At 40.8% G+C, this 22,585-nt stretch carries 24 protein-coding genes; 13 read left to right on the forward strand and 11 right to left on the reverse strand.

Translation table 11 applies throughout. The features are described 5' to 3' along the window. The first annotated feature begins 73 nt into the window (after positions 1–73). The 8 genes from atpB (at position 74) to HLH16_RS09615 (ending at position 6,752) form a co-directional block, all read left to right on the forward strand. Positions 74–949 carry a F0F1 ATP synthase subunit A gene (atpB, locus tag HLH16_RS09580; RefSeq protein ID WP_004649569.1) on the forward strand — a complete coding sequence of 292 codons (876 nt, stop codon included), beginning with the start codon at positions 74–76 and terminating at the stop codon, positions 947–949. Between the two features lie 83 nt (positions 950–1,032). Continuing rightward, positions 1,033–1,278: a F0F1 ATP synthase subunit C gene (gene atpE, locus HLH16_RS09585; RefSeq protein ID WP_000424060.1), complete on the forward strand. Its 246-nt coding sequence runs from the start codon at positions 1,033–1,035 to the stop codon at positions 1,276–1,278. A gap of 38 nt (positions 1,279–1,316) precedes the next feature. Continuing rightward, on the forward strand, positions 1,317–1,787 hold the full coding sequence (locus tag HLH16_RS09590) for a F0F1 ATP synthase subunit B (protein WP_131290525.1): 471 nt from the start codon (positions 1,317–1,319) through the stop codon (positions 1,785–1,787). Positions 1,788–1,798: 11 nt separating this feature from the next. Next, the gene (locus HLH16_RS09595; RefSeq protein ID WP_086193904.1) at positions 1,799–2,335 is read left to right on the forward strand and encodes a F0F1 ATP synthase subunit delta; all 537 of its coding nucleotides are present in this window, start codon (positions 1,799–1,801) and stop codon (positions 2,333–2,335) included. Between the two features lie 46 nt (positions 2,336–2,381). Continuing rightward, complete coding sequence (gene atpA, locus HLH16_RS09600) at positions 2,382–3,926, forward strand: F0F1 ATP synthase subunit alpha (protein ID WP_131290520.1); 1,545 nt, start codon at positions 2,382–2,384, stop codon at positions 3,924–3,926. Positions 3,927–4,014: 88 nt separating this feature from the next. Beyond that, positions 4,015–4,884 (forward strand): F0F1 ATP synthase subunit gamma, encoded by an 870-nt coding sequence (atpG, locus tag HLH16_RS09605; protein ID WP_131290517.1) that lies wholly within the window; start codon positions 4,015–4,017, stop codon positions 4,882–4,884. Positions 4,885–4,910: 26 nt separating this feature from the next. After that, entirely contained in the window at positions 4,911–6,305 is a 1,395-nt protein-coding gene (gene atpD / locus HLH16_RS09610; protein ID WP_131290513.1) for a F0F1 ATP synthase subunit beta, read from the forward strand. Between the two features lie 27 nt (positions 6,306–6,332). Then, positions 6,333–6,752 (forward strand): F0F1 ATP synthase subunit epsilon, encoded by a 420-nt coding sequence (locus HLH16_RS09615; protein WP_131290509.1) that lies wholly within the window; start codon positions 6,333–6,335, stop codon positions 6,750–6,752. Between the two features lie 44 nt (positions 6,753–6,796). Here HLH16_RS09615 and HLH16_RS09620 read toward each other — a convergent pair whose 3' ends face one another. From HLH16_RS09620 to HLH16_RS09630, 3 genes are all read right to left on the reverse strand, one after another. Then, a complete protein-coding gene (locus tag HLH16_RS09620; RefSeq protein ID WP_171529139.1) occupies positions 6,797–7,270 on the reverse strand; it encodes a hypothetical protein in 474 nt (157 codons plus the stop codon). A gap of 388 nt (positions 7,271–7,658) precedes the next feature. Beyond that, a complete protein-coding gene (locus HLH16_RS09625) occupies positions 7,659–8,603 on the reverse strand; it encodes a hypothetical protein (RefSeq protein WP_171529140.1) in 945 nt (314 codons plus the stop codon). A gap of 81 nt (positions 8,604–8,684) precedes the next feature. After that, positions 8,685–9,128 (reverse strand): AAA family ATPase, encoded by a 444-nt coding sequence (locus HLH16_RS09630; RefSeq protein WP_171529141.1) that lies wholly within the window; start codon positions 9,126–9,128, stop codon positions 8,685–8,687. A gap of 348 nt (positions 9,129–9,476) precedes the next feature. Between HLH16_RS09630 and adhP the strand changes: the two genes are divergently transcribed. Further along, the gene (gene adhP, locus HLH16_RS09635) at positions 9,477–10,511 is read left to right on the forward strand and encodes an alcohol dehydrogenase AdhP (RefSeq protein ID WP_171529142.1); all 1,035 of its coding nucleotides are present in this window, start codon (positions 9,477–9,479) and stop codon (positions 10,509–10,511) included. A gap of 58 nt (positions 10,512–10,569) precedes the next feature. Here adhP and HLH16_RS09640 read toward each other — a convergent pair whose 3' ends face one another. The 5 genes from HLH16_RS09640 to HLH16_RS09660 all read right to left on the reverse strand — a co-directional run bounded on the left by HLH16_RS09640 (position 10,570) and on the right by HLH16_RS09660 (position 14,142). Continuing rightward, positions 10,570–11,190, reverse strand: a complete 621-nt coding sequence (locus tag HLH16_RS09640; protein WP_171529143.1) for a PM1805 family lipoprotein — start codon at positions 11,188–11,190, stop codon at positions 10,570–10,572. A 146-nt stretch (positions 11,191–11,336) separates the two neighbouring features. Further along, positions 11,337–11,714 carry an RcnB family protein gene (locus tag HLH16_RS09645; protein ID WP_171529144.1) on the reverse strand — a complete coding sequence of 126 codons (378 nt, stop codon included), beginning with the start codon at positions 11,712–11,714 and terminating at the stop codon, positions 11,337–11,339. A gap of 208 nt (positions 11,715–11,922) precedes the next feature. Beyond that, positions 11,923–12,468 carry a glutathione peroxidase gene (locus HLH16_RS09650; protein ID WP_171529145.1) on the reverse strand — a complete coding sequence of 182 codons (546 nt, stop codon included), beginning with the start codon at positions 12,466–12,468 and terminating at the stop codon, positions 11,923–11,925. Positions 12,469–12,642: 174 nt separating this feature from the next. After that, positions 12,643–13,176 carry a PM1805 family lipoprotein gene (locus HLH16_RS09655; protein WP_171529146.1) on the reverse strand — a complete coding sequence of 178 codons (534 nt, stop codon included), beginning with the start codon at positions 13,174–13,176 and terminating at the stop codon, positions 12,643–12,645. Positions 13,177–13,362: 186 nt separating this feature from the next. Further along, complete coding sequence (locus tag HLH16_RS09660) at positions 13,363–14,142, reverse strand: AraC family transcriptional regulator (protein ID WP_502707644.1); 780 nt, start codon at positions 14,140–14,142, stop codon at positions 13,363–13,365. 162 nt (positions 14,143–14,304) lie between these two features. Here HLH16_RS09660 and HLH16_RS09665 point away from each other — a divergent pair, with 162 nt between their 5' ends. Next, entirely contained in the window at positions 14,305–15,219 is a 915-nt protein-coding gene (locus HLH16_RS09665; RefSeq protein WP_171529148.1) for a DMT family transporter, read from the forward strand. A gap of 418 nt (positions 15,220–15,637) precedes the next feature. Here HLH16_RS09665 and tsaC read toward each other — a convergent pair whose 3' ends face one another. The 3 genes from tsaC to HLH16_RS09680 form a co-directional block, all read right to left on the reverse strand. Next, positions 15,638–16,207: an L-threonylcarbamoyladenylate synthase type 1 TsaC gene (gene tsaC / locus HLH16_RS09670; RefSeq protein WP_171529149.1), complete on the reverse strand. Its 570-nt coding sequence runs from the start codon at positions 16,205–16,207 to the stop codon at positions 15,638–15,640. A gap of 45 nt (positions 16,208–16,252) precedes the next feature. Continuing rightward, positions 16,253–17,398: a DNA-processing protein DprA gene (gene dprA / locus HLH16_RS09675; RefSeq protein ID WP_171529150.1), complete on the reverse strand. Its 1,146-nt coding sequence runs from the start codon at positions 17,396–17,398 to the stop codon at positions 16,253–16,255. Positions 17,399–17,499: 101 nt separating this feature from the next. After that, the gene (locus tag HLH16_RS09680) at positions 17,500–18,660 is read right to left on the reverse strand and encodes a LysM peptidoglycan-binding domain-containing protein (protein ID WP_171529151.1); all 1,161 of its coding nucleotides are present in this window, start codon (positions 18,658–18,660) and stop codon (positions 17,500–17,502) included. A gap of 119 nt (positions 18,661–18,779) precedes the next feature. On the opposite strand from HLH16_RS09680, the gene def reads away from it, so the two are divergent. The 3 genes from def to HLH16_RS09695 all read left to right on the forward strand — a co-directional run bounded on the left by def (position 18,780) and on the right by HLH16_RS09695 (position 21,962). Then, complete coding sequence (def, locus tag HLH16_RS09685) at positions 18,780–19,310, forward strand: peptide deformylase (protein WP_171529152.1); 531 nt, start codon at positions 18,780–18,782, stop codon at positions 19,308–19,310. Positions 19,311–19,403: 93 nt separating this feature from the next. Next, a complete protein-coding gene (locus tag HLH16_RS09690) occupies positions 19,404–19,832 on the forward strand; it encodes a DUF2946 family protein (RefSeq protein WP_171529153.1) in 429 nt (142 codons plus the stop codon). 87 nt (positions 19,833–19,919) lie between these two features. Next, positions 19,920–21,962 (forward strand): TonB-dependent copper receptor, encoded by a 2,043-nt coding sequence (locus HLH16_RS09695; RefSeq protein WP_171529154.1) that lies wholly within the window; start codon positions 19,920–19,922, stop codon positions 21,960–21,962. The last annotated feature ends 623 nt before the right edge of the window (positions 21,963–22,585 follow it).

The raw sequence follows: 22,585 nt of genomic DNA on the forward strand, positions 1-22,585 counted from the left end.
ATGGACGAGATATCAGGCAGCACGCGATGTTCGTTCACTCTATTTAGTATTTGACATTGACCAGGTGTGATTTATGGCTGCTGAAGAACATGCGCTTACTTCGACCGAGTATATCAAGCATCACTTGACCAATTTAACCTATGGCAAAATGCCGGATGGTTCTTGGAAATTGGCTGAGACTGCTGATGAAGCTCAACAGATGGGGTTCACTGCTATTCACTTGGATTCAATGGGTTGGTCAATCACGCTTGGTGTGATTTTCTGTTTGTTGTTCTGGTGCGTAGCGAAAGCTGCAAACTCTGGTGTTCCTACCAAGTTCCAGTCTGCAATTGAAATGATCATTGAGTTTGTTGACTCAAGTGTTCGCGACACTTTCCATGGCAAATCACGCTTAATTGCACCACTTGCATTGACCATTTTCGTGTGGATTTTCCTCATGAACGCAATGGACTTGATCCCAGTTGACTTTATCCCGTATACAGCTCAATTGATTGGTGCAAACGTGTTTGGTATGGACCCTCACCACGTTTACTTCAAGATTGTTCCATCTACTGACCCTAACATTACCCTTGGTATGTCATTGTCTGTATTTGTTTTAATCCTGTTCTACAGTATCCGTGAAAAGGGTATTGGTGGTTTTGTTGGCGAATTGGCACTTAACCCGTTCAATCCAAGTAACCCAGTTGCAAAAGCGTTGCTTATTCCAGTGAACTTAATTTTGGAATTGGTAACCTTCCTTGCACGTCCAGTTTCATTGGCTCTCCGACTTTTCGGTAACATGTATGCAGGTGAGTTAATCTTCATCCTCATCGCGTTATTACCGTTCTGGATCCAGTGGGCGTTGTCTGTGCCTTGGGCGATCTTCCACATTCTTGTTATTACGCTACAAGCATTCATTTTCATGATGCTAACTATCGTATACTTGAGTATGGCTAGCGAAAAACATTAATGGTATTGCCTGACTATCACGAGATGGTTGGGTACAGTTTTCTAACTTAATTTGGTATAAAACCTAACCTCTGAGGAATTATCATGGAACTCACTTTAGGTCTAGTTGCAATTGCATCTGCTATCTTGATCGCTTTTGGTGCTTTAGGTACTGCGATTGGTTTTGGTCTTTTAGGCGGCCGTTTCCTTGAAGCTGTTGCTCGTCAACCAGAATTGGCTCCACAACTTCAAACTCGTATGTTCTTAATCGCAGGTCTTCTTGATGCTGTGCCTATGATCGGTGTTGGTATTGGCTTGTTCTTCATCTTCGCTAATCCATTTGTAGGTTAATCAGCTTAATTCCTAAATTAAACTATTGAGGAATAGCTATGAATATCAACCTCACATTGATTGGCCAAGCAATTGCATTTGCGATGTTTGTCGCATTCTGCATGAAGTTTGTATGGCCACCACTAATCAATGCGATTAGTGAACGTCAGCGTCGTATCGCTGATGGGCTAAATGCTGCTGAAAAAGCAAAAGCTGACCTTGCCGATGCGCAAGCTCAAGTGAAAGCTGAATTAGATGCGGCAAAAGCACAAGCGGCTCAATTGATCGAACAAGCGAACCGTCGTGGTGCACAATTGATCGAAGAAGCGCGTACCCAAGCAGCTGCTGAAGGTGAGCGTATCCGTCAACAGGCGAAAGAAACTGTTGATACTGAAATCAATGCTGCACGCGAAGAATTACGTCAACAAGTTGCTGCCTTGGCAGTTACTGGTGCAGAAAAAATTCTGAACCAGCAAGTTGATGCGGAAGCTCACAATGCCATGCTTACTCAGCTGGCTGCTAAACTTTAAGCGAGGCGATTATGGCTGAACTCTTGACGTTGGCACGCCCGTACGCAAAAGCAGCATTTGCTTTCGCTTCTGAGCAAGGTGCAACTGACAATTGGTCGAATGTGTTACAAGTGCTCAGTGCTGCGGTGCAAGACGAAGCATTTTCCGCTTATTTGAATCGCCCTGAGCTTACTCCTGCTGAGCAGGTAAGTGTTTTTGCAAAAGTTTTAGGTGAGAATCAAACTCAAGAAGTGTCAAACTTTTTGACTCTTCTTGCAGACAACGATCGTTTAGCGTTGTTACCTGAAATTGAAGCAGAATACGAACTACTCAAATCACAGAATAACAATACTGTGGATGTTGTGATTGAATCAGCATTCCCTGTGACTTCTGTACAAGAACAATTACTTGCTCAAGCGTTAGAGAAAAAATTTAACGCTGCTGTAAATGTAACTGTAGAAGTTAATCCGGCGTTAATCGCAGGTGTTGTTATTCGTGCAGGCGACCAAGTGATAGATGACTCTGCACTTAACAAGCTTGAAAAAATGCGGACTCGTCTTCTTGCTTAATTGCATATAAGAAGACTGAACTTAAAAAAGATTGAGGTATAGCGCAATGCAACAACTGAATCCATCCGAGATCAGTGCGCTCATTAAACAGCGTATCGGCGATCTGGACACCAGCGCGACCGCTAAGAACGAAGGGACCATTGTTATGGTTTCCGACGGTATTGTGCGTATTCACGGCCTTGCTGATGCAATGTACGGTGAAATGATCGAATTCGACGGCGGCTTATTTGGTATGGCACTGAACCTAGAACAGGATTCAGTGGGCGTCGTTGTTTTAGGTAACTACTTAAACCTTCAAGAAGGTCAAAAAGCGCGTTGCACAGGTCGTGTATTAGAAGTTCCGGTTGGTCCAGAACTTTTAGGCCGTGTCGTAGATGCTTTGGGTAACCCAATTGATGGTAAAGGCCCTATTGATGCAAAATTAACTGATGCTGTTGAAAAAGTAGCACCAGGCGTAATTTGGCGTCAATCAGTGGATCAACCTGTACAAACTGGTTATAAATCAGTAGATACAATGATCCCTGTAGGCCGTGGTCAACGTGAGTTGATCATTGGTGACCGTCAAACTGGTAAAACAGCAATGGCGATCGATGCGATCATCGCTCAGAAACATTCTGGCATTAAATGTGTATACGTAGCTATTGGTCAAAAACAATCGACTATCGCTAACGTTGTGCGCAAGCTAGAAGAAACTGGCGCTATGGCGTATACCACTGTTGTAGCAGCAGGTGCATCTGATCCAGCAGCAATGCTGTATTTGGCTCCGTACTCTGGCTGTACAATGGGCGAATACTACCGTGACCGTGGTGAAGATGCGTTAATCATTTATGATGACTTGTCTAAACAAGCTGTTGCGTATCGTCAAATTTCATTGCTTTTACGCCGTCCACCAGGTCGTGAAGCGTATCCAGGTGACGTGTTCTATCTACATTCACGTCTACTTGAACGTGCTTCTCGTGTATCTGCTGACTACGTTGAGAAATTCACTAACGGTGAAGTTAAAGGCCAAACTGGTTCATTAACTGCATTGCCGATTATTGAAACTCAAGCGGGTGACGTATCTGCATTCGTACCGACTAACGTAATTTCGATTACAGATGGTCAGATCTTCTTAGAAACATCATTATTCAACGCAGGTATTCGTCCTGCTGTGAACGCGGGTATCTCTGTATCTCGTGTTGGTGGTTCTGCGCAAACTAAGATCATCAAAAAATTGTCTGGTGGTATCCGTACCGCTTTGGCTCAATACCGTGAATTGGCAGCGTTTGCTCAGTTCGCTTCTGACCTTGATGAAGCAACTCGTAAACAACTTGAACATGGTCAACGTGTAACTGAGTTAATGAAGCAAAAACAATATGCTCCTTACTCAATTGCTGACCAAGCTGTTTCAATTTATGCATCTAACGAAGGCTACATGGCTGACGTTGAAGTGAAGAAAATCGTAGACTTTGATGCTGCGTTGATCTCTTACTTCCGTTCAGAACATGCTGCGTTAATGCAAAAAATCGATGAAACTGGTGATTACAACAAAGACATCGAAGCTGCTATCAAAGCAGGTGTTGAAAGCTTTAAAGCGACTCAAACTTACTAATTTTAGCAATTGCTAAAAGCTAGTCGGTTTGGTTCACGGAATCAACCTTCGGAGGCTTGAAAGAGCCTTCGAATACTAGGTTAAGCGTATGGCAAATTTAAAAGAAATTCGCGCCAAAGTAGCCAGTATCAAGAGCACGCAAAAGATTACTCGCGCGATGCAAATGGTGGCTGCTTCTAAAATGCGTCGTGCGCAAGAGCGCATGGCTCAAGGCCGTCCGTATGCCGAAAATATGCACCGTGTAATTGCTCATTTGGTACAAGCGAACCCTGAATACAAACACCGTTATATGGTTGAACGTCCGGTAAAACGCGTTGGCTATATCATTGTTTCTTCAGATCGTGGTTTGGCAGGTGGCTTGAACATTAACTTGTTCAAGAAAGTTGTTAAACACGTACAGCAACAACAAGAGCAGTCAATTGAAGTTCAATTTGCTTTAATTGGTCAAAAAGCGGTTTCGTTTTTTAAAAACTACGGCGGTAAAGTTCTTGGTGCAACCACTCAAGTGGGTGATGCTCCAAGTCTTGAACAGTTATCTGGTTCTGTACAGGTGATGTTAGATGCATTTGATAAAGGCGAGTTAGATCGTATTTATCTTGTATCAAACGGCTTTGTGAATGCCATGACTCAAAATCAAAAGATTGAGCAACTCGTTCCTTTGGCAGCTGCTGAAGAAGGCGAGAATCTGAACCGTTCATACGGTTGGGATTATATCTATGAACCAGAAGCTGAAGAGCTATTAAATGGTTTGTTGGTTCGCTATATCGAGTCTGTGGTGTATCAGGGTGTGATTGAAAACATCGCATGTGAGCAATCTGCACGTATGGTGGCAATGAAAGCTGCGACCGACAATGCGGGTGAAATCATCAAGAGCCTACAACTTATTTATAACAAGCTGCGTCAAGCCGCGATTACTCAGGAAATTTCTGAGATCGTTGGTGGTGCCGCTGCCGTTTAACATTATTTTGAATTGAGGAGACAGCAATGAATAGCGGTCGTATCATTCAGATCATCGGCGCGGTTATCGACGTCGAGTTTGAACGCAACAGCGTTCCTAAGATCTATGACGCTCTCCATGTTGATGGTACTGAAACTACTTTAGAAGTTCAGCAACAACTTGGTGATGGCGTAGTTCGTACTATTGCAATGGGTTCTACTGAAGGCCTTAAGCGTGGTTTGAACGTAGTTAACACTGGTGCGCCGATTTCTGTACCTGTAGGTACAGCGACTCTAGGCCGTATCATGGACGTTCTTGGTCGCCCGATCGATGAAGCTGGTCCTGTTGCTACTGAAGCGCGTTTACCGATTCACCGTCAAGCACCTTCTTATGCTGAACAAGCTGCTTCTACTGACCTTTTAGAAACTGGTATTAAAGTCATCGACTTACTTTGCCCGTTTGCTAAAGGTGGTAAAGTTGGTCTGTTCGGTGGTGCCGGTGTTGGTAAAACCGTAAACATGATGGAATTGATCAACAACATCGCGAAAGCTCACTCAGGTTTATCTGTGTTTGCTGGTGTTGGTGAGCGTACTCGTGAAGGTAATGACTTCTATCACGAAATGAAAGATTCTAACGTTCTAGACAAAGTAGCAATGGTCTACGGTCAGATGAATGAGCCACCAGGAAACCGTTTACGCGTAGCGTTAACTGGTTTGACTATGGCTGAATACTTCCGTGACGAGAAAGACGAAAACGGTAAAGGCCGTGACGTATTGTTGTTCGTTGACAACATTTACCGTTACACATTGGCTGGTACCGAAGTGTCTGCACTTCTAGGTCGTATGCCATCTGCAGTAGGTTACCAACCGACTCTTGCAGAAGAGATGGGTGTTCTTCAAGAACGTATTACATCGACTAAGTCTGGTTCTATTACGTCAATCCAAGCGGTATACGTACCTGCCGATGACTTAACAGATCCATCGCCTGCTACAACGTTTGCTCACTTAGACGCAACTGTTGTATTGAGCCGTGACATCGCGTCAAGTGGTATTTACCCAGCGATCGATCCACTAGACTCAACTTCACGCCAATTAGATCCGTTAGTTGTTGGTCAAGAGCATTATGAAATTGCACGTTCTGTACAGAATGTATTGCAACGTTATAAAGAGCTTAAAGACATCATCGCGATCTTGGGTATGGACGAGCTTGCTGAAGAAGATAAATTGGTTGTTTACCGTGCGCGTAAAATCCAACGTTTCTTCTCTCAACCGTTCCACGTAGCTGAAGTATTTACTGGCGCGCCTGGTAAATTAGTATCTCTTAAAGAAACGATTCGTGGCTTTAAAGGTCTTCTAGCTGGTGAATACGATCACATTCCAGAACAAGCGTTCTATATGGTTGGTGGTATTGACGAAGTTATTGCTAAAGCCGAGAAACTTTAATTAGCTACTCTAATTTAGGAGATTCTCATGGCGACTATGCAATGTGATGTTGTAAGTGTAAAAGAGTCTTTGTACTCTGGCACTGTAACTATGCTAATTGCAAAAGGTGCTGGCGGTGAGTTGGGTATTATGCCTGGCCATGCTCCGTTGGTAACTTTGCTCAAGCCAGGCGCAATTCGCGTTTTGCTTGAAAATGGTACAGAAGAGTTAATCTATGTATCAGGTGGTGTTCTTGAAGTTCAACCGCACGTGGTTACGATTCTTGCAGATACTGCAGTTCGTGCACACGATTTAGATGAAGCTGCAATTATTGAAGCGCGTAAACACGCTGAACAATTGCTTGCAAATCAAAAGAGCGATTTGGACTCTGCTGCTGCTTTGGCTGCTCTTGCAGAAACTGCTGCACAGTTGGAAACGATCCGCAAAATCAAAAACCGCGCTCAGTAAGAGACGGTTCGAGATTGAAAAAACCACCCGAAAGGGTGGTTTTTTTATGGGAGAAAATTCTTAATATTGTTTGTTAAAGAAACAAAACTATCTGATGTGGTTACGACTGTGCTAATAATTAATAAATATTCTTTCCATGTGGTACTTTGATCATCTTTTAAAAAATCTTCGTAGTTTTTGTTGGTAAAAGCATGCCCAATAGATTCATCCAGGATCTCGACTAAACCCTCATTACCATAGATCTGATAATGATCAATTGCTTCAATAATTTTGCGAAGCTGTTTAATTAAAAATGCTCTTACATTTGGTGCCAACTCATTATTTTTAATAAATTCTTCTATTAATATCTCAGATTTTTGTTTGATTGAACTCATTTGGTCTTTATCTAAATTTTTCTGATTCCCATGTACTAAGTTCCAAATACGAATTTGTGAACCTATAAAGTTTTTAACATGAGGAAATAATTTATGGGCTGAAAGTGCAAAATCATCAGATTTAGTATTTATTGGCAATGACAAGAATTTTATAATGTCATTTACCCATGCCCGATCAATATCGATATCAGGTTGTTCCAGTTCGATAAAATCTGCAAGATTATAAATATATTCAGCTAACTTTAATTGTAATCGATAGAAATCTTTATAGTTACTTTCTACTCCAAGAGCAATTTAAAAACTTTCAAAAGGTCTGTAGCCTTGTTTAAGGCATGGTTCAAGTCGACAAAGAAAATTATAGATTATTTGGGGTGTATTCATTTTATAGATTAGATATATTTGAAAATTATGAAATTATTTTACTAGCTTATTTATTTATATCAATAAATTAACCAAAAACTCCCCATTTCCAACAATCTTCACCTTAAACATCTCATCAAAACTGTTTGAGCTATTTTCCTAAACTAAAATTCTAATTTTTGTTGTCTTTGAAGAAAGCCTCTCTGAGCTGACCTAACAATAGACGATTCACTCTGTCGTTTTGCATCTTAATCAATTGCTTTAATTTTTCAGCTTTTGGTGCATCTTCAGGTAAAAGGATATCTTCTCCAGATTGATCCGCATATGAAATAGGTCGAGGGTTTGCTGCGACCAAATTGGATGAAGCTGGATATTCAACATGCCAAAGCTGAGTTGAAAGAGCCTTAATGTATTTGTATTCATCCGTATTGGGTTGAAAACGTTTATACAATTGTAAATCTTGCGACGCTTCTGAACGGTTACGTGTTCTAGTTGAGGATGGGTCTTGCCATTCGGCAACAATCGGGTGAATCTCATGTTGCATTAAATGATAGTTAAGCCAGTCGCTAAGTAGGCTGTGGTCAATATCTGCAACAAAATCGCTGTTTTGCTGGACTAACTGTTGTAATTGTTGCAATACGCTAATTTCTTGTTGTTGAAATACATAACGTGCTCCAGAATCCAGTTGTTCAAACTCTGCAATGGGCAGATCTAGAAAACGTTGTTGCTGTTCAAAAGCATCCACAATATTAGTTTGATGGATATTATTCCATTGTTGTAGAGCATGAATTTCAAGTTGTTGAATTTCTTTAAATGTCTTGCTGTGATAGTGACTGAGCTCAAGACGCTGAATATTTTGTTGGTTGAATTCAATTCGTTGTTTTATATATTCAATATAAGCACTTTTTTGCTTTGGATTGACCGGTTGAATGACATCAACCAATAATAATTGCTGCTGTTGATTGTGTTTGAGCCAGTCTTGAATCAGGTGAACATCTTTTATTGGTTTAGAAAAAAATTGATTTAAGTGTGGCGTGGTTTTTTCAGGCATGATGAAATGCAACACGCCATATGCCATGATTGCTAAACAGACCACCACAAGAACAATTTTTTTCATTATATAAAATGTTTTTCTATATTTCTATTTGCACATTTTATAGCAAAAATGAGAAGTGGTTACTGTTTTTTTATAAAAACATCAATTATTTATAGGCAAAATAGAAAACTCTCTATTTCCCACAATCTTCACCTTAAAAATTTCATCAAAACCTTCAGCTAAACTGGGGTGTTCTAATTTTTTATAGGTTGCCCGAACACCGACTTCAGGAATATTGGCTTTACCGATACGTTGATTATTTCGTTGTAAAGTACTGTTTAAGTCCGTTTCAAAGAAATAAGAAATTACTTCAAAACCGGCAGCTTTAGCACGCTCAATATAACGTGCGCGATCTGCTTTTGTCGGGTTGGTATTATCAATCACACATTTAGATTTACCCGCTAAACACGCTTCAAAAATTAGATTTTCACGATGCCGTGTTTTCAGCATATCCAAATTAATCCGCAAATGACTGTGATGCAAATTTATTAAGTAAAAAGAGGATTTACCTGAAGCTTGGACACCGGTAAAAATAATCAGTTGCATGAAAAATTCTGCGAACTAGAAAGAGAATCTTCATTAAATCATGCAATGACTAATGGGGCAAAATTCCATTAACAGACCTTCTTTTGAATGTAGTGAGCAGCTCATCACTTCAGTATTTTTAAAATGCCCTGAAATCAACAGAACATCTGACTTTCTTGTTTCACGATCTGCTTATTTTATTCATTTAAATTTTAGCTGAAAGATACCATGTAAATGAGCTGCAACAATAATTCAAAACAAGCAAATCTGCTACAAAACCCCTACTATTGGCTATTTATTGCTCTATATAGTGAACCATGGTTTTAAAAAAAGAACCATCTTAGTATGGGTAATAGGGAGAGAATTAACATGGCAAATACCATGAAAGCAGCGGTGGTGACTGCATTTAATCAACCACTACAAATACAAGAAGTTGAAATACCCAAAATCAGCCCGGGCAAAGTTTTGGTAAAGATCATTGCCACAGGTGTTTGTCATACCGATTTACACGCCATGCATGGGGATTGGCCGGTGAAACCGAGTTTACCTTTTATTCCGGGACATGAAGGCGTGGGTGAAGTCATAGAAATAGGTGAGGGAATTGATCACTTAAAAGTGGGTGATATTGTCGGTGTTCCATGGCTTTATTCGGCTTGTGGTCACTGTGATCATTGCTATGCAGGCTGGGAAACACTGTGTAAAAAGCAACAAAATTCAGGTTATTCAGTCAACGGAAGTTTTGCCGAATATTGCCTGGCAGATGGTGATTATGTCGGTGTCATTCCCGAAGGGGTCGATCTTCTTGAAATCGCTCCGATCTTGTGTGCAGGTGTTACGGTATATAAAGGCTTGAAAATGACGGAAGCCAAAACTGGGGACTGGGTTGCCATTTCCGGTATTGGCGGTTTGGGGCATGTAGCAGTGCAATATGCAAAAACCATGGGCTTTAATGTGGTCGCCATTGATGTCGATGACACCAAGCTTGATTTGGCAAAAAGTCTGGGCGCGGATGTTGGATTAAATGCGCTTAAAGTCGATGTTAAAGAAGAAGTGTTAAAAGCTACAGGTGGTGAGGGATGTCATGGCGTATTGGTAACCGCTGTATCGCCTAAAGCATTTGAACAAGCAGTTGCGATTGTACGTCGTGGTGGAACCATGGTTTTGAATGGTTTGCCGCCTGGGACATTCGACTTGTCCATTTTCAATATGGTACTGGAAGGGATTACGGTGCGTGGTTCGATTGTCGGAACACGTTTAGACTTGAAAGAAGCACTGGATATTGCTGCTCGTGGCAAGGTCAAGGCTCATATACATGTGGAACCGTTAGAAAATATTAATGATATTTTTGAGCGTATGGAGCACCGGAAAATTGACGGGCGTATTGTGATTGATATGAGACTTTAAGGATCCATTTTATTAGACCAATTCAGCTTAACTGAATTGGTCTAACTTGGTTTAAGCATTAGCTTTCTTGATTTGGTTCATTTGGGTCTTGTTCATTCTGCTCTGGTTCATCCTGTCCTTGTGGAATCATCATCCCGGCCAATTTGATCATTTCCATTTGGATACTGCCCATCTGTTTTTCAATTTTCTTGAAATCGACCTGACTCAAATCCACTTCTCCATTTAAAAATGGGGTAGCAAGGACTTGCTGATTGGCTTGCATGATATTTTGACGAATCGAATCAATTTCCTGACTTTTCAGGTTCAAGCCAGTCAGCGCCTGATTAAAACCGGTCAGTTGTTGTTGTAAATGTTTGGCAGTGGCTTGGAGCTGCTGCTGATCTTTGTCATTGATGGCAGTTTCTAAATCAGTTTGAGTTTGCTTGAGCTGCTCAACATAATCGCCAGCTTTCAGCTGCATATCTGCAACGTCACGCACGATATAAAACATGTTGCCATTTTTCAGATCAGCCTTAGGTGTTTCTGCTGATTCTTTAGAAAGCTGTTCAGATACTTCGCTTGATTGTGAAGTTTGGTTTTCTGTTGAATCAGGAGAATTGGCTTGCTCACAGCCCATCAACAAAATGCCCGCACTAAACATCACAAAAGGAGAAACCACATTTTGGATGAATTTTTTCATAACCAATTCATATCTTTACTTTAATGATGCTTAATATAAGGGTGAAATGTGTAGAAAAAACCGATTGTTGCAAAGCGATAACAAATTTATTTTCAGGCATTAAAAAAGAGTGCCGAAGCACTCTTTTCTCACCGAGATCGCTGGAATTAGCCGCCAATGATTTTGATGATGCTATGACTCTTCACATTGATTAAAACATAATCGCCATTCACTTTAATCCATTGTTGGTTTTTACCAGGTTTGCTCAATTTTTTGTATTTAGTGTGGTCAACTTTATAGCTTTTGCCATGATATTGACTTGGTACTTTTTGACCCACTCTCCAGTCATGTGATGGATTTACCGCTTTTTTATGTACAGCATTGTGATGTTGCTGAACAGGTGCTTTATGGTGATTTTGAACAGGCTGTTGGTTATGTTGCTGGTTGTGTTGTTGCGAATGATGCTCTTGTGGAGCAGCCATTGCAGGTGCAGCAACCAAAGCAGTAGAGAGTGATAAAACGATTGCTTTTATTAGAGTATTCATACTTTACCTTTTGTTCATGGCGGTTGGTTTATAGCTTCATCTTATGCCTAAGTCCTTGATAGATCATGGATGAAGTGTTGCTAAATGATTAAAATAAAGGATGAAATATGAAATAGGGAGGATGGATTTTCATTAATTTAAATTATTGTTTCTATAATAAAAAATAAGCACCTACACGGTGTGTAGATGCCTACATTGTTGTTACAAATTACTTGGCAAGTTCGGCATTCACCGCATCAACGATACGTGCATCATCCGCAGTAATATCCGGTGCGAAACGCGCCACAACCTCACCACTTTTATTGATCAGGAATTTTTCAAAGTTCCACAGCACTTCCGGTTTAGGATTCGGGGTTAAACCATAATCAACCAAATCTTTCCACCACGGACCTTCGCCAATACGTTCTGGAATCGCTTGAGTCAAAGTTTGATAAAGTGGGTGCTTGTCTTCACCGGCAACCGAAATTTTAGAAAACAGTGGGAAATCGACCTGGTAATTGAGTGAGCAGAATTCCTGAATTTCTTCATCAGAACCCGGTTCTTGTGCCAGGAAGTTATTGGCAGGAAAACCTAAAATCTCAAGTCCTTGCTCTTTCTTTTCCTTATACAGTTTTTCCAAGCCTTCGTATTGCGGAGTAAGACCACACTTAGATGCGGTATTTACAATGAGCAGAACTTTACCTTGATATTGGTTCAGTGTAGTGTCATTGCCTTGAATGGTTCTGACAGGAATGTCATAAACGGATTGGCTCATTCTGTTGTCCTTAAATGCTTGAGATTATCACTGTTTTGTTTTAACGGTTATTGCGCCTATCGACAAGCATTTATTCGGGCTTGTTGAGAATTTAGTCTTTGTGAGCGAGTCTTCCCAGATAAAGGAATTAAAAAAACAGGCTGACAGACCTGCTTTTTATATAACCGCCCAAGATTATGGAGCTGTTTTCGCTTTGGTTTGCAAAGCCTGCATTTCAGTGAGCAATTCTTTTTGCAATTGAGTGGCTCGGTTTTGCAGTTCGGTAATTTTTTTAGTATCGGGTGTATTGGCAATACTCGCTTCAGAAAGTTCTATTCCAATATTATTGGATTTTTTGATTTTGTCGCGGACAGCATCAAGCTCTGAACTTTTCAGGTTTAAAGCATCGAGATCTTGATTAAAGCGTGCAATGTAGGTTTTCATTTCCGCAACAATCGCATTTAAAGAAGCTTTATCACTTTTTTGTGCCGCTTCATTGGCTTTGTTTTGCAAGGCTGCTGCTTCTTTGGCTCGACTGTGGGAGAGCGTTTCAATTTGGTTTAAATCATTTTTAATATCTGCGGCATTGTTTGAGCTTAAGGCAGCAGTTGCGGGTTGAGTGTTAGTAGGGCGAGTCGATGACGATGCAGGTGCTTCATTTGGTTTTTTATCACAGGCTGTTAATGCCATAGCCGCAAAACACAGTGAAGCCAGTAATCGTTTTTTCATAACGCATCCTCATAGGTTTGATTCAATCATTAAACCTGATTCTATTCATTCAAATTTAAAAATACGGCACATACTAAGTGGAGTATGGTGATCAAAATCGCATACTTTTTTGGCTGCTGACTATGGTTTTTTTGTTGGGTTATTTGCCGAAAATTGCAAAAAAGGTAATTTAAAGCCGTTTAAATATTAGACATCACGCAGCTGTGCAGGGGTTTTTTCAGTATAGCGTTTAAAGAACTCAATAAAGCTGGAACTGTGCTGATAACCCAGTTCATAGGCCAATTTTTTCAAGGTTTTGCCTTGGCGAATCTGAGTGATTGCATATAAAATTTTCGCGCGATTTCGCCATTCAGATAAGCTCAACTGTAATTCTTGCTGGCTTAAACGCAGTAGATGTCGTTCGCTTATGGATGAGTCGCGGAGCAGTTGCTGCAAACTTTTCTGAAATAGCTGCGGATTGGCTAATTGCTGTAAGAGCGGCTTGAGCAAGACATGACTGGTTTGTGGTAAATAATGCTCATAAGCTGGTGCAGTTTTCAGTTGATCCATCAGCACTTGTAATAAATGCGGATAATGTGTGGTCGATATACCTTGTTGTTTTTGTTCTAGGATTTCATGTACCAGATGCCGAAGAAAAGGGCGAATACTTAAAGTTTTGGTGCAAGATGCAAAATGTTCACATAATGAAGGATGGATTCGAATACAGACATAATGAGTGATTTGTTCATCTAAAGCGATAGAAGTATGCGCTGTTTGAGGGGGCAGCCAGAGACCGTAATTCGGTGGCGACAGATAAATTTGTCCTTCAATTTCATATTCTAGAATACCATTCAGGCTAAAATTAAAATCGCCCCATAAGGAACTGTGTGGCGCAACAATTTCATCCTTTTGATAAAAGAAATCATCCACTTCTATATAGTGTTCAATATGTTCCAGCATGTGAATGTCCTTGTTCTCAATTTTTATATGTCACTGCCTCAATTTTATAACGATCATGAATTTTACTTACGCAGCAGTGAAGCAATCTATATGTGTCTGTAGCTCGATATGGATGTCTGAAATTCGATATTCTAATTATTTCAGACTTCAGTAAAAATGAATACTGGATATTCAAGTACAGGAAAGGGTATGACACAGCAAAATAAAACAGTCTGGTGGGCACTTGGTTTGCCATTACTGGCGGTTTTAATCTGGTCAATGAATATTACGGTGACACGCTATGTGGCAGATTATATTTCTCCTGTCAGTATCAGTTTTTATCGCTGGCTAGTGGCTTTTCTTATTTTAACGCCCTTTTTGTTGGGCAAAGTCTGGCGTGAACGTCAGTTGGTTATGCAGCACTGGAAACAGCTTGCAGTATTGGGTGCTTTTGGCATGGTGTTGTATCAAGGCTTGGGGTATACCGCAGCGCATTATACGACGGCGACCAATATGGGCATTATCAATGCCTTTATTCCCGTGTTTACCATCTTTGTTTCCATGCTCATGCTCAAGGAGATTCCGAACCGTTTTGCAGTGGTGGGCAGTATTTTATCTTTTGCCGGTTTGCTCTATGTAATGGCCCAGGGAAATCCGCTTCATCTGATTCAGTCAGGCGGCCATCTGGGCGATATCATGATGGTGCTGGCGGTATTTTTCTATGCTTTTTATGGTGTATTCCTGAAAAAGTGGCAACTCCAAATTCCACTGATGATTAGCTTGTATGTGCAGATGGTTTTTGCCTTGCTTTACCATCTGCCCTTTGTTTTATGGTTAGGATTGGATGCGATTGATCAATACAATGTCGGCAGTGTTGTCTATGCCGGTATTTTCCCCTCCTTGATTGCACCGTTAGTGTGGATGCTGGCAGTACAAATGATTGGACCGAATCGAACCAGTATTTTTATGAACTTAATGCCGGTCTGTACCGCGATTATTGCCAATCTGTGGTTAGCTGAAGCTTGGACGATTTATCATAGTATGGGTGGCGTAGTCATTTTGCTGGGAATTTTATTGGCGCAAAAGAAAGTGGTGACAGTAGAAACAGTAAAATTGAATGCTTAAATTAAAAAATAAGATCAAAAAAACAACAAATGAATTACTTTTTTTCACTCATTTTTAATTGAATTGGGAGATGAATAATCGTTTTAATCATAGCTTGAAACGATTATTTAGAAAAAAGATGATTAAAAAATAGTGAGATAATTTAAATTGTTAAGAAAATATGATGAGTATTTCATAGTTTTTAAGTGTTTTATAAGATAAATAATATATTTGTATAGCAACATAATTTATTAGATAATATTTATATCGTGAATGTTTAAGTATTTCTTAATAATATTTAAACTTTTGCAACCAGATTTACAGACCCTCTGGATGTGATTTATGCACATCCTTTTTATGCTCAGCCGTCCCTATATGGCTGAGCTTTTTTTTGTCCAAAAATTAGTATTGATCAATCAAACAGTTAAAATGATCCGCTTTAAGCGCGGATCACTTCACCTGTTTCGGCATCAATAATCCTGCTCGGTTCTTGGCTAAGACCCAAATCACCATTCAAATAATTGATTTGCGTTGAGAAATATTGATTGGCTTCTTGAAGTGAGTGTGCAGGCGTGCCACCGGCAGGATTGGCACTGGTCGATACAATAAAACCATTAAACGCATTGCATAGCGCCACGCATAAAGGATGCGTGGTGACACGGACCGCCACTTTAGGGTGGTTGCCTTTAATCCAGTTGGGAATATGGTCGCCTGCAGGAAGTAACCATGTGGTCGCTCGTTCAGTCGGTGAGCGATGACTCCAAGAATCTATTACTTTTTCACGCATTTCTGTATTAAGGGGCTCTAATAGAGGCTCCACTTGCACGATCTGTGCCGCCAATAAAATCACCCCTTTTTCAATCGGACGTTGCTTTAAGCGTAAAATTTCCAAGAAAGCCTGCTGGTTAAAAGGATCACAGCCTAAGCCCCAAACTGCCTCTGTAGGGTATGCTAAAACTTGTCCTTGTTTTAAACATTGAGCAGCTTCGGCAACAGAGGTGGTAATCATTGGATCTTATCCCTTCAAATATATTTAAGGGGGATATTGTGAACCTTATTTACTTGGACGACAACGTAGATACAAACCCGCCTGTTGCATACATAAGCCAAGTAGCTCTAATTCCATCAGTTGGCTGGTCAGTGTACCGATATCGGATTGTTGTTTAGCAACAATATCGTCTATGTTTTGTCCCACCCAATCCAGTTGGTTATACAGGGGCGTTAAGTGAGGCGGTAATTCGGTTTGTACTTCAATACCATTCAAACTTTTTGATTGTTCAATCTGCTGTTGATTCTGCCATTGGGTGGGTAGCGCTAAATCTTCAATCACCTGTTCAGGATGGTCGACCAAAATAGTACCTTCACGAATCAGTTGGTGACAGCCTTGATGATGCTCACTATAAATATGACCTGGAATAGCAAAAATCAATTTACCTTGTTCGGCCGCCCATTTCGCCGTAATTAAAGAACCACTTTTCAGTGCGGCTTCTGCAACAATCACGCCAAGACTTAAGCCACTCACTAGACGATTACGTCGTGGAAAGTGTTGCTGTAAAGGCGGGGTTCCGGGTAAAAATTCAGTCACTACTGTACCCGAATGAGCAATAATTTGTTGTCGCAGTTGCTGATGCTGTGTCGGGTAGGTTTGGTCTAAGCCTGTGCCCATCACGGCAATGGTTCGACTGTGGCGTAAAGCACCTTGATGTGCGGCTTCATCAATCCCTTCTGCTAAGCCACTAATAATGTAAAAACCTTGATCACTTAAATAATAGGCAAAATCATAAGCCACTTGTCGCCCGTGGGCACTGGGTTTACGACTGCCGACAATCGCAATTTGAGGTTGTAATAGTGCTTTAGCATCACCTTGACCAAACAGAATAGGTGGTTTATCGGCATAGGGCAGTAGTTGAGTCGGGTAGTCAGGATGCTCGAAGGTGAGAATAAAGTCGCTATGTTTTTGAATAAGGGTAACACAATGCTGAAATTGCAGCTGTGATTCGGGAAGGTGAAAATCTCGCAGGCGCTGAATATGATTTTTGTGAATACCCAGCTTTTGCCACGTTTCAATTTGATCGGGCTGTGTTGCCTCAGCAAGATTGGAATAGTGTGAATTGATTTTATAAAAGCTGGTTAGAGAGTGTTGCACCAGAAACCATAAGCGAATGTAATCCAGCTGTAAGGAGCTTAATGAATTGAGCATAATGAGACCTTTAAAAATGTCTTCTTTTTATTGTTTAAATTATTGTTTAAAAAAGAAATGAGGCTGAATGTCAGCCTCATTTCTAGATTTAGATTAAAGGATTATTCATCCATCAGTGGTGGCTGAATGCCAGCACCGACTTTAATCGGTAATTCGCTATCAAGCACATAAGCATAGCTTAAGTTTTCAAAGCTTTTGAATATCATGATGTTACCAATACGTTGACCAGGTAATTGAACACGTTCTTTGGTTTTCGGATCAGTAACGACTTCGCCTTTTTGGTTCACTGTGAGCACATGTCCAACTTGAACACCTTGCAAGCTACCACGGTCAATCGTTACCACACTGTGTTTTGCCGCCGTTCCAATGGAGCCCATTACGCGAACCACTTGGCCGCCGCCAACCACATCTTCGGCATTGCTTGGATAGAACAAGGTTGGCAGCATTGGATCGTATTCAGGCAGAACGCGATCACCACGACGAACTTCAGCATTATAAGTGTCTGTCAGTTCCAGTGTAGTAATGTCATTTTCACCGCGTACAGCCACACCAGAGGCAACTTGAATTAACTCAAGACCGGCATTGTATTTTTGACCTTTTGCATCGCTAAACATGTACGGTTCGCCTTCACGGTAAACTGCATAGCGTTGACCGACTTCCAGACCATTTCCGCGTGCATAAACGGTTTGACCTTTTGCCGCAAGCACACGTTGATCCGCAGTACCTAAAATGTATGGCGTACCTTGAATCGATTCAGGGGTCACGATGGTGCTACGTTCTAACCAATGTTTGATATATTCCAGTGGAATCACAGGAATGGCGTTGTTTAAAGATTCAACCCGAACTTGAGGTTGCAGTTTTGTACCAGTGCCACCGGTATAACGACGGATAATCCCTTCACAGCCATCACCTTCATCTTTACCGATAATCGGTTTGCCATTATAGGTACACATCAGCAGACGGTCGCCCGGGAAAATCCAGTGTGGATTTTTCACGTGTTTATTGCTTGCCCAGATTTCAGGCCAGCGTACTGGATTTTTTAAAAATCTTTTGGAAATATCCCATAAAGTATCGCCTTTTTTCACCACATAAACTTGGGGTGCTCCGGCTTTTAATGCAGGTGGATTAATATTTCGAGCGGGTGCTGCTTCAGCTATACTGACAACGCCGACCCCAACACTTACGCAAACGGCAAGTGCCAATAATTGTTTTTTAAACCCCAAGGCACTAAAAGTTGGCATGCCCTTCAAAACCTTTTTCATTATCATAATTCCTAAAATTATGTATGTAGTTGCGTTATAATAACGATATTACACACATTTTTTTGATGAAGCATTCCTTCATTTTGTTTTTTGATCAATGGCATAAGTGAGGACACCGTATGGCCTTATTACCTATTTTAAGTTTCCCGGATCCCCGTCTTCGTACCATTGCTAAACCAGTCGAAGAAGTTACTGATGAAATTCGTCAGCTTGCAGCAGATATGTTTGAAACTATGTATGAAGCGCCAGGTATTGGTTTGGCTGCAACACAGGTCGATCATCATATTCAGCTGATTGTCATGGATTTATCTGAAAATAAAGACCAACCCATGGTATTTATTAACCCCAAAGTTACCCCGTTAACTGAAGAAACTCAGCCCTATGAAGAAGGCTGCCTGTCAGTGCCTCAAATATACGATAAAGTTGAGCGTCCGTCACGTGTAAAAATTGAGGCAATTAACCTTGAAGGTCAATCATTTGAGATAGAAGCAGACGAACTTCTCGCTGTTTGTATTCAACATGAAATGGATCACTTAAATGGCAAGTTATTTGTCGATTATTTATCGCCATTAAAGCGTCAACGTGCACGTGAAAAAGTCGAAAAAGTTGTTCGTCAACGTGAAAAAGACAAGGTTGCGGTAAAACGTTAAGCACAAATATTTAAATAAAATGAAAAATAACAAAAAGCCCAATTTCGATTGGGCTTTGTTATACTTGAGTTAGACAAATTTTAGGGTTTGCCTGTGCTTTTACGTAGTGGGCTACTGCTATCTTGTATAGCGGTATTTTTACAGATTGCTGTTTTTTTACAGCCCTTGCTTCCGAAGCAATATCAGATTGCTCCGGTCTGTGAAACCATTACGCGTGCATTATTACTCAGCTCTACTTCTATTCATCAAACTTCTCCTTCTGAACATTCCCAGCATCAGATCCATCAAGACACTCAAGAGCATGAACAACATGCAGGGCATGATCACGATGCCAATCATAAGTGTCAGTACTGTACCGTCTACGGTAATTTGGTTTTGCCCCCTGAATTAGAAGTCAAAGAAGTTTTAGATCGTATCCAGGTTCGCTTAATTGCATTCCAGAAGACCTTTAGTCATGTCTGGTTTGTTTTGCAGCGACTCTTTCTTCTGCCCCAAGGGCGAGCCCCACCACTATTTGCATAAATCAAAAGGTATTTTCGGGTCTTGACTGACTCTACCCCTTACGCTGCTTCAACCGCAGCTCATATTTATGTATTAGTGAGATTGAAAATGGCTCAGCCAAAATTCTTTTTACAGCCACTTGCGGCTGCGATTTGTGTTGCCGGTTATTCAGCTTCAGCATGTGCTGAACAGCAAACGGCAATCGTACAAACTTTAGCGCCAATTGTGGCCACAGCTCATCAAGGCAATGATGCCAATGGGTTGATTGTGCATGCAGATCCAAAACAGCCAATCCAGCCTATTCCAGCCACAGATGGTGCAGATTATCTGCAGAGCATTGTCGGCTTCAGTTCGGTCAACAGCGGTGCTGGCACCAATGGTGATGTCACTTTCCGTGGCATGTTTGGTTCGCGGATTAAAATCCTGACCGATGGCACGGAAAATCTTGGGGCATGCCCAAGTCGCATGGACTCACCGACTTCGTATATTTCCCCAGAAAGTTATGACCGGATCTCGGTGATTAAAGGACCGCAAACGGTTCAGTATGCCAATACTGGTTCAGCAGCCACGGTCATTTTTGAGCGTGGTCCGGAAACTGAATTAACAGCTGAAAAAAATTATCGTGGTCAGGCCAGTGTGCTGCTCGGTTCTTATGGTCGTCTGGATCAGAATGTGGAAACCGCGATTGGTGACGAAACCAAATATATCCGTTTAAATGCCAATCGTTCTGAGTCAGATGATTATCAAGATGGCAATGATGATACTGTTCCATCGGCATGGGAGCGCTGGAATACGGATATCGCTTTAGGCTGGACACCCGATGAAAATACCTGGATCGAGCTGAGTGGGGGTAAGGCAGACGGTGAAGCGGTCTATGCGGGACGCATGATGGATGGTTCCAAGTTTGCCCGTGAAAGTTTAGGACTTCGTGTAGAAAAGAAAAATCTTACCGATGTCATTCAAAAAGTCGAAGCTCAAGTGAACTATAACTATAACGATCATGTCATGGATAATTATAGTTTACGTGATTTTAAGCCAAATATGATGATGCCTAAACCAACAGCCACTAATGTATCGCGTAGAACTTTAAATGCGCGTGTAGCTATGACCAGTGAATGGGATAAGGTACAGCTCATTACAGGTATCGATAGTCAGAATAATGAGCACAGCATCCGTAAAACGGATACAGAGAATAATATTGCTTATCAAAACATGCCACGTACTAAAGATATGAAATTCCAGTCTATGGGGACTTTTGGCGAACTCAGTTATCAGCTTAGTGATAACAATAAGCTAGTGTCTGGGTTACGTCTGGATCAGGTCAATGTAGATGCTGTTCAATCTCAGCAGGAACGCAATGAAACTTTACCTAGTGCCTTTATTCGTTTTGAAAATCATCATCCCGAGCATGATGATGGCAAAACTTATGTAGGTTTGGGTTATGTCGAGCGTATGCCGGATTATTGGGAATTATTTAGTCCTAAAACGGGAAATGATAACGTTAATACTTTTGCCAATATTGATACTGAAAAGACCTTACAACTTGATCTGGGTTATCAACACTCGCACGGTAAGTTCAACTCATGGGCATCAGCATATGCGGGTTTGATCAATGATTATGTGTTAACGACATATAAACCTACTGGCATGATGGGGATGCTTGAAGCCCATAGCCGGAATGTCGATGCCACCATCGCCGGTGCAGAAGCCGGAGTAGGGTATCAGTTTACTGACGCAATTCAGGCGGACATGAGCGCCATGTATGCCTGGGGAGAAAACACAACCAATAATACGCCATTGCCGCAAATCGCACCTTTAGAAGGGCGCATCAATCTTCGTTATATTCAAGACCGTTATACCTTGGGGGCTTACTGGCGTATTGTCGATGGCCAAAGTCGAATTAGCGAAAGAGAAGGGAATATCGTTGGTTATGACAATAAAAAAAGTGCAGGTTTTGGAACTTTATCTTTAAATGGCACTTATAACCTCTCTGAGGGTATAGATCTTTCTGTTGGTGTTGATAATGTCTTGGATCGTGCATATACCGAGCATTTGAATAAAATGGGGAATGCGGGTGTAGGATTACCTGCAAGTGAACAATTCAACAATATTGGACGTAACTACTGGGCGCGGATCAGTATGAAATTCTAATTGTTACTCAATACTCCAAAAGCCATTGCTAAATAGCGGTGGCTTTTTTAATTTTTAGCGTTGGAGTTCATTTTTCCATATTTAAATAGAGCATCTATTTCTAGAAATAAGGCCGGACAAAACAAGTTTTGTGTATATAAACGCCAGCTTGGCGAAGAATAAAACAAGAATAGAGTATGAATTAAACAGTATAAGTCATGTGATAAAGATTTTTATAATTTAAATTTATTTAAAACAATTGCTTATAGTGATTTTGGGTAGGTTTTTTTGGGGGTGCTCAATAAAATTCAAAAATAATGAAAATAAATTAATTATATATAACAGTGGTTTATATTTTTATTGGTTTGAAAAATAAACACACGATAAAAAATCTTTGCAAGAAGTATTGCAACCCCACTGAAATCCTGTAGAATGCACATCCATCGGCGGTGATGTTGATTAAAACTTGTTAAGAAACAAGGGTTTAGCCTAAATGGTTTGAATCTGGAAATCTTGGATGAGTTTAAAAATAATCAATAAAACCTGTTGACTTTTTAGAGATAGAGAGTAATATAGCCGACCTAGCTTGCTGCTGACGAAGTAGCAAGAAGATCATTAAGAGATTATGAAGAACAACTTGTGTG

The sequence above is a fragment of the Acinetobacter sp. ANC 5378 genome, assembly GCF_013004315.1.
In the GTDB taxonomy this organism is placed as follows: Bacteria; Pseudomonadota; Gammaproteobacteria; order Pseudomonadales; family Moraxellaceae; genus Acinetobacter.